Genomic DNA, 11,109 nt, shown 5'->3' with positions numbered 1-11,109 from the left:
CGTCGTAGCCCAGCCGGAACCCGGCCAGCAGGGCGCACTCGTAGTCGGCGGGTTCGGCGTCCCGCCCGCCCACACGGGGCCGGTTGTGCGCGGACGCGGTGGGCGCGGGCACGCGCACCAGTCGCATCCGGTCGGTGCCCTCGTCGGCCCACGCGGCCACGTCGGCGGGGAAGCGCTCGGCGGGGTCGCCGCCCACCCCGCCGACGTCGTGGGCGCCGTGCTCGCCCAGCAGCACCCGCGGCAGCACGGCGGTGCGGTGCACCGACCGGGCCAGCGCCCACGCGGCGGGGTCGGCCGGGACGCCCGTCGTCGGGTGGAACAGCGTCTCCACGTCGACCAGGACCGGCTGGTCGCCGCAGGCGATGAGGTTCTCGTAGTGCATGTCGGTGGCGTCCACCGCGTGCAGCAGCGCCAGCAGGCCGCCCAGCCGCCGGTAGAACCGGCCCACTTCGGCCACGTCGGCGCACGGGGTGTGCTCGACGAACTCCAGCCAGCCGTACCCGTCGCCCGCCACCGCCGCCACCGGCCGCAGCCCCAGCCCGGTGTGCCCGTCGAACCAGCGCAGCAGCTCGGTGAAGCGGGCGTGCAGGTGCACCGGGCGCGGCTTGTGGACCACCCTGCGGCCGTCGGCGAACCGCAGCACGCTCACCGAGCAGCCGCCCGCGTGCGAGTCGCCGAGGCCGGTCTCCACGGCGACCAGCGCGCCGGGGTCCACCCCGCCCAGCAGCTCGGCCACGATCCGCGCGCGGTCGGCGGCGAACCGGTCCAGCAGGTCGCGGTGCGCCCGCACCGCGTGCAGGCAGGTCTGCCCCAGCAGCCGGGCCAGCACCGGGTACTCGGCGAACAGCTCGGGCAGCCGCACGGTGGAGACGAAGTCGGCGAAGCGCTGCCGGGGCGTGCCACCGGACAGCTCGCCCGCCACCCGCCGCAGGTTCAGCTCCAGCACCAGGGTGCGGGCGGCGATGCGGACCAGCCTGCCGCTCAGCCGCCGGGCGAAGTCGTCGTCGAGCCGCCGGTCCAGCGCGGTGGCCGCGCGCACCAGCGGGCGCAGCGCGAAGGCGAAGCCCTCCTCCCAGGTGCCGCCGGGGAAGGCGGCGTGCGCCGCGGTCGCGGTGGCGCGTTCCACGAACGCGGCCCACGCGGGCCGCCCCCCTGGGACGGCCTGGTCCTGCGGTGTCCCGCGCACGCCGCAGGACCACCACGTCGCGGCGGGCCGGTCTACGGCGGAGTGAGTCACAGTGACAACGTGGCACGTCCGCGGCGCGCGCACATGGGGGCTGCGCCCCCACATTCCGCGCCCCGTTCGCCCCCGCTGTTGCCTAACCCGAACGGCAGGCCGCTGTCCGGCGGACTTCACCACCCGCGCTTGGACATCGACCGGCCCAGCGACCCGAGCAGGCACAGGGCCAGGCCCACGACGAACAGGACGGCGCCCCGCGTCAGGACGTCGAGGTCGGGCGGCAGCGGGCGGCCCACCTCGTCCCGCCCCGCCGACATCGCCGTGGCCACGTCGAAGACCAGCAGGACCAGTCCCCCCAGCGCGCAGAGGGCGCCCAGCGCGGTCGCCACCTTGACCCACGCGGGAGCGCCGGAGTAGTTGCCGGGGTGCTCGGTGGAGCGGGACCAGCTCTTGTTGATGACGCCGCCGTGGGTCGCCTGGTCGCCCGAGCCGAAGTGCTGGACGTTGGTGCGCGCCCGCACCTGGTTGACCAACCGCCTGCCACCCGCCTGGTCCAGCCGGGCGACGATCGCGGCGATCTCGTCGGCGAAGCCCCGGTCCACCGCGGCGACGTTCTCCACCGCCCTGGCCACCCGCCCCCGCGCGGCTTCGTCCGCCGGGTCCGCTTGGAGGTCCTGCACCGCTCCGCCGCCGAGCCTGCGCACCACCCGGTCGTAGAGGCTCTTGAGGCCGTCATCGATCCGGTCGTTGACGAACCGCCCGGCCGCCTGGGTCATGAGCACGGCGAGATAACCCACCACCACGCCACCATCGATCAACGCCGCCCCCCGTTCCGGACCGCGCGAGGCTTTCCAGGAGCACGTCTGCGGAGGTCACTGTAGCGCCACTGACCTGCGGAAATGTCGATCGTGGACGTTTTTCACCCAGGCGGTCCAGCAACGTCCGAGCATTCCCGCGGAAATCGTGAGCCGTGCTTTCGCGCCATTGGGTCCACGACCGGCGGGACCGGCCTTCCCGCCGGGTGCGGTCAGCGCTGGGCGCAGTTGGGCGCCTGCGGCACGGCCCGCTGGAACTGCTCGGGCAGCGAGACCACGGCCAGCTTCTCCACGCCCTGGGTCATCCCGGTGACGGCCTCGGTCATGTTCTTCATGACGCCCTCGAACACCTCGCCGGTCAGCTCGGGGGCGTTGTCGACGGCTTCCCTGGCCGCGGCGAACTTGTCCCGCGCCTCGGCCAGCGGGGTGGTGATCAGCTCCACCGAGGTGTCAGCGGCCGGGTCCGGGGCGGGGGAGAGCTCGGCCAGGTCGTGCAGCGCCACGTCCAGCACGTCGACCACGCGGCCCAGCGACTCGCTCATCGCCTGCTTCATCCGGGCCGGGTCACCGGTCGGCTGGCCCGCGCTGACCGAGCCCGCGGCGATGAGGTAGTTGGCCACCCCGCAGAACTTGTCCACCCAGCGCACGACCTCGTCCGGAGCCGCCGCGGCGGCGGACGACGTCACCGGTGCGGCCACCGGCTTGCCCGCGACCGGTGCGGCGCACCCGGCGGACAACAGCAGCGCGCCCACCAGCAGCACCCACCTAGTCATGGGGGAGTTGTACCCCACGGATCACCCGGTAGGGGATAGAAGCGGAGAACGGGGGACGGGGGACGCAAACGAGTGCAAGCCTGCGCAAGTGGGCGACAAATCCTGCCCTATAGTTGCTCCATGACGCAACGGCGGTTGGCAGAGGTGGCCGCGAAGGTCGGCGTGAGCGAGGCGACCGTGAGCCGGGTGCTCAACGGCAAGCCCGGCGTGTCGGACGCTACCCGGTCGGCCGTGCTGACCGCGCTGGACGTGCTGGGCTACGAGCGGCCGACGCAGCTGCGCGGCGAGCGCGCCCGGCTGGTCGGGCTGGTGCTGCCGGAGCTGCAGAACCCGATCTTCCCGGCCTTCGCCGACGTGGTGGGCAACGCGCTGGCGCAGCGCGGGTTCACGCCGGTGCTGTGCACCCGGACCGCGGGCGGCGTCTCCGAGGCGGACTACCTGGAGCTGCTGCTGGAGCAGCACGTGTCCGGGGTGGTGTTCGCGGGCGGGCAGTACGCGCAGGCCGACGCCCCGCACGAGCACTACCGGCAGATGGCGCGGCGCAAGCTGCCCGCGGTGCTGGTCAACGCCGCCGTGGAGGACCTGGGCTTCCCGCGCGTGTCCTGCGACGACGCGGTGGCCGTCGAGCAGGCGTTCGGGCACCTGGTGGCGCTGGGGCACACCCGGATCGGCGCGGTGCTGGGGCCGACCGACCACGTGCCGTCGCGGCGCAAGCTGGCCGCGCTGGTGGCCTGCGCCGAGCGGGCGGGCGTGGAGCTGGCCGAGGAGCACGCGATGTTCTCCCTGGAGGGCGGTCAGGCCGCGGCCACCCGGCTGCTGCAGCGCGGGGTGACCGCGGTGGTGTGTGCGAGCGACCCGCTGGCGCTGGGCGCGATCCGCGCGGTGCGGCGGCAGGGGATGCGGGTGCCGCACGACGTGTCGGTGGTCGGCTACGACGACTCGGCCTTCATGACGTGCACCGAGCCGCCGCTGACCACGGTCCGCCAGCCGATCGAGGCGATGGGCCGGGCGGCGGTGGAGCTGCTGGCCAACCGGATCGCGGGCACCGCCGTGCCGGACGAGGAGCTGCTCTTCGAGCCCGAGCTGGTGGTGCGCGCCTCCACCGCCCCGGCGCCCCGCTAACCCGCGAGAACGTCCAGGACCCCCGAGTTCGCCGCTCGGGGGTCTTCGGCATGCCCGGGTGGACAGGACTTGCGGCTCGGCGGCGGCTCTCTGTCACGAAGTTGCGAGATTTCGTACAGATCTTGCGGAGAGATGTTCGGCGGATTTACCGTGTGCGCCTCACCACACCCGAGGAGGGTCCGCCACCATGAACTCATCCAGCCTCCGCAGAGCGGCGGGGTTGCTGCTGGCAGGCAGCCTCGGCCTGACCGCCGTCGCGTGCTCGGGCTCCCAGCCGTCCGGGGGTGGCGGCAAGGTCGTGCTCTCGATCAACGGACAGCCGCCGCAGACGCAGGCCTTCGAGCGCAAGGTCTTCGACGAGGACGTGGCCGAGTTCGAAGCCGCCAACCCCGACATCGACATCCAGCCCCACGAGGGCTTCATGGACCCCAAGACGTTCTCCGCCAAGCTCGCGGGCGGCCAGCTGGAAGACGTGTTCTACGCCTACTTCACCGACCCGGCGCAGCTCATCGCCCGCCGCCAGGCCGCCGACATCACCGCGCACGTCAAGGACATCCCGCACTACTCCGAGATCCGCCAGGAGCTGCGCGAGGTCTTCAGCGCGGACGGCAAGGTCTACGGCGTCCCCACCGCCAACTACGCCATGGGCCTGCTCTACAACCGCGAGCTGTTCACCAGGGCGGGCCTGAACCCCGACCAGCCGCCCGGGACCTGGGCCGAGGTCCGCGAGGCCGCCAGGAAGATCGCCGCGCTGGGCGATGGCACCGTCGGCTTCGCCGAGTACAGCAAGAACAACCAGGGCGGCTGGCACTTCACCGCCTGGAACTACTCGCTGGGCAACCGGATCGCGCGCCGGGACGGCGACAAGTGGGTCGCGGACTTCGACAACGACAAGGGCGAGCAGGTCCTCCAGCACCTCAAGGACATGCGCTGGACCGACAACTCCATGGGCGACAAGCAGCTGCTGGTCCTGGAGGACGTGCAGCAGATGATGGGCTCCGGCAGGCTGGGCATGTACCTGGCGGCCCCGGACAACGTGCCCACCATCGTCAACCAGTTCAAGGGCGACTACAAGACCTACGGGCTGGCGGGAATCCCCGAGGGCGGCGGCACGCTCATCGGCGGCGAGGGCTACATGGTCAACCCCAAGGCCACGCCGGAGAAGGTCAAGGCGGCCATGAGGTGGCTGGGCTGGAAGTACCTCAACCCGGACCGGTTCGAGAAGAACCTCCAGCGCTACCAGGAACAGGGGCAGCCCGTGGGGTTGCCGGTGCCCCCGGTCGCCGACATCTGGACCGGTGAGATCCGGGCCCAGCAGGCGGCGCTGAAGCAGAAGTACGCCACCATGCCGGTGAGCAACTTCCAGTCCTACGTGGACTCGACGGCGGAGGGGCTGATCGAGCCGCCCAACGCCCAGCAGGTCTACGCCGTCCTGGACAACGCCATGCAGGCCGTGCTCACCAACCGCGACGCCGACCCGACCGCCCTGCTGGCGGAGGCCGAGGCCAAGGTGAACCAGGTCCTGGCGCAGGTGAAGTGATGCGCCGCCGCGTCGCGGAGAACCTGACCGCCTACGGGTTCCTCACCGCCGCGCTGATCTGCTTCGCGGTGTTCTCCTGGTACCCCATCGCGCGCGGGCTCGTGCTGGGCTTCCAGCAGGTCGACTTCGTCAACGACCCGGTGTGGGTCGGCTGGGAGAACTTCGAGCGGCTGTTCGCCGACCCGCTGTTCGCCGTGGCGTGGCGCAACACCCTGCTGTTCACGGTGCTGGCGCTGGTGTTCGGGTTCGCGGTGCCGTTCGGGCTGGCCGTGGTGCTCAACGAGCTGCGGCACTTCAAGGGCTACTTCCGGCTGGTGGTGTACCTGCCGATGATGCTGCCGCCGGTGGTCGCGGCGCTGGTCTGGAAGTGGCTGTACGACCCCGGTCCCGGCCTGCTCAACACGGCGTTGCGCGGGCTCGGGCTGGAGGGCCTGGGGTGGCTGGACGACTCGGGCACGTCGCTGCTGTCGCTGGTGCTGGTGGCGACCTGGGCCAACCTCGGCACCGCCACGCTGATCTACCTGGCCGCGCTGCAGTCCATCCCCGGCGAGCTGTACGAGGCCGCGGAGCTGGACGGCGCGGGCGTGGCCCGGCGGCTGTGGCACGTGACCGTGCCGCAGACCCGGTTCGTGCTGCTGGTGCTGTTGCTGCTGCAGGTCGTGGCGACCATGCAGGTGTTCACCGAGCCCTACATCATGACCGGCGGCGGACCGGAGGACTCCACGGTCACCGTGCTGCTCCTGCTGTACCGCTACGCCTTCTACTACAACGACTTCGGCACGGCCAGCGCCCTGAGCCTGTTGCTGCTGCTCGTGCTGGGCGCGTTCTCCGCGCTGTACCTCAGGATCACCAGGAAGGCGGAGGCGTGAGGACGCTCATCGCGCCGGGACGGCACCGCGCGGGCTACTGGGTCGCGCTCGGCGCCACCACGATCGTGCTCACCGCGGTCTTCGTGCTGCCCCTGGTCTGGGTGGTGCTGTCGGCGATGAAACCGGCGGCGGAGCTGGCCCGCGTGCCACCGACCGTGCTGCCGCGGACCTGGGTCCCGCAGACCTACGCCGAGGCGTGGCAGCTGATGGACCTGGGCAGGTACTTCCTCAACACCGTCGTCGTGGCGGTCGGCGCGTGGGCGGTGCAGCTGGCCGTGGACGTGCCCGCCGCGTACGCGCTGTCCCGGCTCAAACCGGTGCTGGGCAGGGGAATCCTGGCCATGATGCTGCTCACGCTCATGCTGCCCGCGGCCGTGCTGCTGCTGCCGACCTACCTGACCATCGCCGACCTCGGGCTGATCAACTCGCCCGCGGCCATCTGGCTGCCCGCCGCGGCCAACGCGTTCAACATCTACCTGCTCAAGAGGTTCTTCGACCAGCTGCCGCGAGAACTGCTGGAGGCGGCCAGGATCGACGGCGCGAGCCAGCTCACCCTGCTGTGGCGGGTCGTGCTGCCGCTGTCCCGGCCGATCCTGGCGGTGGTGTCGATCTTCGCGGTGGTCGCCGCGTGGAAGGACTTCCTCTGGCCGCTGCTGGTGTTCCCCGACCCGGCGCGGCAGACGCTCAGCGTCGCGCTGCAGCGCTTCGCCCCGGACACGCCGGTCAACGTGCTGCTGGCCGCTCTGGTGCTGGCCAGCGCGCCGATGGTGGCGCTGTTCCTGCTGTTCCAGCGGCACGTCCTGGCGGGCCTGACCACGGGCGCCGTGAAGGGCTGACCCCACTACCCAGGGAGGAAACCACATGAACTGGTGGCGCGGTGCGGCCATCTACCAGGTGTACCCGCGCAGCTTCGCCGACGGGAACGGGGACGGCATCGGCGACCTGGCCGGCCTGCGGCAGAAGCTGCCCTACCTCGCGGAGCTGGGCGTGGACGCGGTCTGGCTCAGCCCCTGGTACCCCTCGCCGCTGGCCGACGGCGGCTACGACGTCGCCGACTACCGGGACGTCGAGCCGGTGTACGGCACCCTGGTCGAGGCGGAGAAGCTCATCGGCGAAGCCCACGAGCTGGGCATCCGGGTGATCATCGACATCGTCCCCAACCACTGCTCCGACCAGCACCCGTGGTTCCAGGAGGCGTTGCGCGGCAAGGGGCGCGACCGGTTCTGGTTCCACGAGGGGGACGCGCCGCCCAACGACTGGCAGTCCCGCTTCGGCGGCCCGGCGTGGAGCCAGGCCCCGGACGGCAGCTGGTACCTGCACCTGTACAGCCCTCAGCAGCCCGACTTCAACTGGGACCACCCCGAGGTGCGGGCCGAGTTCGAGGACATCCTGCGGTTCTGGCTGGACCGCGGCGTCGACGGGTTCCGCATCGACGTGGCCGACGGGCTGGTCAAGGACTTCAGCAGGCCGGACGCCGACGCGCCCTACTCCGACCAGGACGGCGTGCACGAGATCTACCGGTCGTGGCGGCGGGTGCTCGACGCCTACCCCGGCGAACGGGTGTTCGTCGGCGAGATGTGGCTGCCCGACCCGGTGCGCTTCGCCCGCTACCTACGCGCGGACGAGCTGCACTCGGCGTTCAACTTCGACTTCCTGTGCTGCCCGTGGGAACCGGCCGCGCTGCGGTCGTGCGTCGACGCCACGCTGGCCGCGCACGCCCCGGTCGGCGCGCCGCCCACCTGGGTGCTGTCCAACCACGACGTGACCCGGCACGTCACCCGCTACGGCCGCGCGGACACCTCGTTCGACTTCGGCGACCGGCAGCACCTCGCGCCCACGGACTTGGAGCTGGGCACCCGGCGGGCCCGCGCGGCGGCGCTGCTGACCACCGCGCTGCCCGGCTGCGTCTACGTCTACCAGGGCGAGGAGCTGGGCCTGGAGGAGGTCGAGGACCTGCCCGACGAGCTGCGCGAGGACCCGGTGTGGGAGCGCTCCGGCCACACCGACCCCGGCCGCGACGGCTGCCGCGTCCCGATCCCGTGGGGCGAGGACGGGCCGAGCTGGCTGCCGCGGCCGGAGTCGTGGCGGGAGCGGTCGGTGCGGGCGCAGTCCGGCGACCCGGACTCGATGCTCAGCCTCTACCGGGAGGTGCTGCGGCTGCGCCGCGCCGAGCCCGCGCTGGGCGACGGCGACATGGCGTGGCTGGACCTGGGGCCGGAAGTGCTGGCGTTCACCCGCGAACCCGGCTTCGCCTGCGTGGTCAACCTCTCCGCCGCCCCGGTCGCCCTGCCCGAGCACCGCGGCGTGCTGCTGTCCAGCGGTCCGCTGGCCGATGGCGCGCTGCCCCCCGACACCGCCGCCTGGATCAGGTACACCCGCTAGGAGACGACGATGTCACGGACAACCCTGCCGATGGCCGCTGTGGTCGCCGGTGCGCTGGCGACCACAGCGGTGGTCCTGACGACGACACCGCCGCAGCGGCCCGCGATCGAGCTGACCGCGGGCGGCAACGGCGCGACGGTGCCGTTCACCGAGCACGAAGCCGAAGCGGCGGCACACAGCGGAACCCGGATCGGCCCCGACTTCACCCAGGGCACCCCGGCCTCGGAGGCCTCCGGGCGCCAGGCCGTCACCCTGGACGGCCGGGGCGAGCACGTCGAGTTCACCCTCACCCGGCCCGCCAACGCGATCGTGCTGCGCTACAGCGTGCCCGACGGCTCGTCGGGCAGCGTGGCGGTCTACGCCGACGGGGCCAAGCTCAAGGACCTGCCGGTCACCTCCGAGTACAGCTACCTCGACACCCCCTGGATCGCCGGTTCCAGGACCCACCACCTGTTCGACGAGTCGCGCCTGCTGCTGGGCCGCGACCTGGCGGCGGGCGCGAAGGTGCGCGTGCAGCTCGACGCGGGCAGCGTCGGCGCGATCACCGTCGACCTCGCCGACTTCGAGCAGGTCGCCACCCCTGCCACCCGACCGGGCAACTCGGTGTCCATCGCCGAGCACGGGGCCACCGCGAACGACGGCTCGGACGACACCGACGCCATCCTGCGCGCCGTCGCGGCGGCCAGGTCCCAGGGCCGCGAGGTGTGGATACCGGCGGGCACCTTCGAGGTCGGCCGCGCCATGGCCGTGGACCAGGTCACCATCCGCGGCGCGGGCATGTGGCACTCGGTGCTGCACAGCAACAACCCGTTCCGCAACGACGGGCAGGTCGTGGGCAACATCCGGCTGCACGACTTCGCGGTGCTCGGCGAGGTGACCGAGCGGGTGGACGACCGCCCGGACAACGGCTACCACGGCCCGCTGGGCGCGGGCTCGGTCATCTCCGGGTTGTGGCTGCAGCACCTCAAGGTCGGCGTCTGGACCATGAGCGGCACCACCAGCGGCGCGGTCATCGAGAACAACCGCTTCCTCGACCTCGCCGCGGACGGGTTGAACTTCAACGGCCGCGTCACGGACTCGGTGGTGCGCAACAACTTCCTGCGCAACACCGGCGACGACGCGCTGGCCATGTGGTCGCTGGGCGGGGCCGACGTGCGGGACACCTTCGAGAACAACACCGTCGTCCAGCCCAACCTGGCCAACGGCATCGCCATCTACGGCGGCACTGACATCACCGTGCGCGGCAACCTGGTCCGCGACACCAACGCGCTGGGCAGCGGCATCGCCATCTCCAACCAGCACTTCATCCACGACGGCACGTTCGCGCCGCTGGCGGGCACCACGACGGTGGCCGCCAACACGCTGGTGCGCACCGGGGCGATGAACCCCAACTGGGGCCACCCGCACGCCGCGATCCGGGTGGACTCCTACGACCGGCCGATCACCACCCCGGTCAACCTCACCGGCAACCGGATCGTGGACAGCCCCTACAGCGCGCTCCAGGTCGTCGACGGCGGCGGCAAGGGCAACGCGGTGACCGACCTCGACGTCAGCGGCGCCGAGGTCGACGGGGTCGGCACGGTCGTGCTCCAGGCCGAGACCACCGGCCAGGGCCGTTTCACCGACGTCGTGGCCACGCGGGTGGGCACGCGCGGCTTCTACAACTGCGCCTACCCGTCCGGGACGTTCACCATCAACCGGGGCGGCGGCAACTCCGGGTGGGACAGCCAGTGGACCGACTGCTCGTCGTGGCCGCCGCGCGACGACCCAGGCGGCAGCCTGCCCGGCGGGAACCTGGCCCTGGGCAAGCCGGTCGTCGCAGGCGGCCACACCGACGTGTACCGGCCCGCCAACGCCGTGGACGGCGACGCGAACACCTACTGGGAGAGCGTCAACAACGCCTTCCCGCAGACGATCACGGTCGACCTGGGCGCGGTGACGGCGGTGCGGCGGGTGGTGCTGAAGCTGCCGCCGTCGGCGAGCTGGGGCGCGCGCACGCAGACGCTGTCGGTCTCGGGCAGCCCGGACGGCTCCTCCTACGGCGTGGTCGTCGGCTCGGCGGGCCACCGGTTCGACCCGGCCACCGGCAACACCGCCACGATCGCGGTGTCGGGCAGCCACCGCTTCCTCCGGCTGACCTTCACCGGCAACACCGGCTGGCCCGCGGCCCAGCTGTCGGAGTTCGAGGTGCACGCCACCTGACCCGCGCCCTCAGCCACCACGGGTCGAGCGTCCGGACACCGTGAACCGAGCGTTCGGGCGCCACGGGTAGTACTTACCGGCCTTCGCGGGCACGCCGGGTAGTACTTGCCGACGTGGTGGGGGCGGGCGGGATTCGGGCCCGCGGAGCGGGATCGGGCCATGATCGGGCCGGGATCGGTGCCCAAACGGGCACCGATCCCGGCTTTTCTGTGGGTTCGGGCCTGAG

General features: G+C 72.1%; 9 protein-coding genes. 6 read left to right on the top strand and 3 right to left on the bottom strand.

Annotated elements, in window-relative coordinates:
- The 3 genes from lanM to IEZ00_RS19740 form a co-directional block, all read right to left on the bottom strand.
- Positions 1-1,237 (bottom strand): type 2 lanthipeptide synthetase LanM (gene lanM / locus IEZ00_RS36820; RefSeq protein ID WP_229795904.1); only part of this gene is annotated, 1,237 nt, incomplete at its 3' end.
- Positions 1,238-1,353: 116 nt separating this feature from the next.
- Positions 1,354-1,998: a hypothetical protein gene (locus IEZ00_RS19745; RefSeq protein WP_229795903.1), complete on the bottom strand. Its 645-nt coding sequence runs from the start codon at positions 1,996-1,998 to the stop codon at positions 1,354-1,356.
- 209 nt (positions 1,999-2,207) lie between these two features.
- Entirely contained in the window at positions 2,208-2,768 is a 561-nt protein-coding gene (locus IEZ00_RS19740; RefSeq protein ID WP_189224753.1) for a hypothetical protein, read from the bottom strand.
- Between the two features lie 120 nt (positions 2,769-2,888).
- Between IEZ00_RS19740 and IEZ00_RS19735 the strand changes: the two genes are divergently transcribed.
- The 6 genes from IEZ00_RS19735 (at position 2,889) to IEZ00_RS19710 (ending at position 10,883) form a co-directional block, all read left to right on the top strand.
- Positions 2,889-3,890 (top strand): LacI family DNA-binding transcriptional regulator, encoded by a 1,002-nt coding sequence (locus tag IEZ00_RS19735; protein ID WP_189224752.1) that lies wholly within the window; start codon positions 2,889-2,891, stop codon positions 3,888-3,890.
- 187 nt (positions 3,891-4,077) lie between these two features.
- A complete protein-coding gene (locus tag IEZ00_RS19730) occupies positions 4,078-5,430 on the top strand; it encodes an extracellular solute-binding protein (protein WP_189224751.1) in 1,353 nt (450 codons plus the stop codon).
- Entirely contained in the window at positions 5,430-6,299 is an 870-nt protein-coding gene (locus tag IEZ00_RS19725) for a carbohydrate ABC transporter permease (RefSeq protein WP_189224750.1), read from the top strand. The genes IEZ00_RS19730 and IEZ00_RS19725 overlap by 1 nt, the downstream gene beginning before the upstream one ends.
- The gene (locus IEZ00_RS19720) at positions 6,296-7,135 is read left to right on the top strand and encodes a carbohydrate ABC transporter permease (protein ID WP_229795902.1); all 840 of its coding nucleotides are present in this window, start codon (positions 6,296-6,298) and stop codon (positions 7,133-7,135) included. Before IEZ00_RS19725 ends, IEZ00_RS19720 begins: the two co-directional genes overlap by 4 nt.
- Before the next feature lie 25 nt (positions 7,136-7,160).
- A complete protein-coding gene (locus tag IEZ00_RS19715; RefSeq protein WP_189224749.1) occupies positions 7,161-8,681 on the top strand; it encodes a glycoside hydrolase family 13 protein in 1,521 nt (506 codons plus the stop codon).
- Positions 8,682-8,690: 9 nt separating this feature from the next.
- Complete coding sequence (locus tag IEZ00_RS19710; protein ID WP_229795901.1) at positions 8,691-10,883, top strand: discoidin domain-containing protein; 2,193 nt, start codon at positions 8,691-8,693, stop codon at positions 10,881-10,883.
- The last annotated feature ends 226 nt before the right edge of the window (positions 10,884-11,109 follow it).

The organism is Saccharothrix coeruleofusca (genome assembly GCF_014648515.1).
GTDB lineage: Bacteria > Actinomycetota > Actinomycetes > Mycobacteriales > Pseudonocardiaceae > Actinosynnema > Actinosynnema coeruleofuscum.
This window is presented reverse-complemented; position numbering and strand designations above follow the sequence as displayed.

Bases quoted from the DNA above. Each gene is read 5' to 3' on its own strand.
- IEZ00_RS19740 (WP_189224753.1), bottom strand. From the start codon at position 2,768: ATGACTAGGTGGGTGCTGCTGGTGGGCGCGCTGCTGTTGTCCGCCGGG.
- IEZ00_RS19725 (WP_189224750.1), top strand. From the start codon at position 5,430: ATGCGCCGCCGCGTCGCGGAGAACCTGACCGCCTACGGGTTCCTCACC.
- IEZ00_RS19715 (WP_189224749.1), top strand. From the start codon at position 7,161: ATGAACTGGTGGCGCGGTGCGGCCATCTACCAGGTGTACCCGCGCAGC.
- IEZ00_RS19730 (WP_189224751.1), top strand. From the start codon at position 4,078: ATGAACTCATCCAGCCTCCGCAGAGCGGCGGGGTTGCTGCTGGCAGGC.
- IEZ00_RS19735 (WP_189224752.1), top strand. From the start codon at position 2,889: ATGACGCAACGGCGGTTGGCAGAGGTGGCCGCGAAGGTCGGCGTGAGC.
- IEZ00_RS19710 (WP_229795901.1), top strand. From the start codon at position 8,691: ATGTCACGGACAACCCTGCCGATGGCCGCTGTGGTCGCCGGTGCGCTG.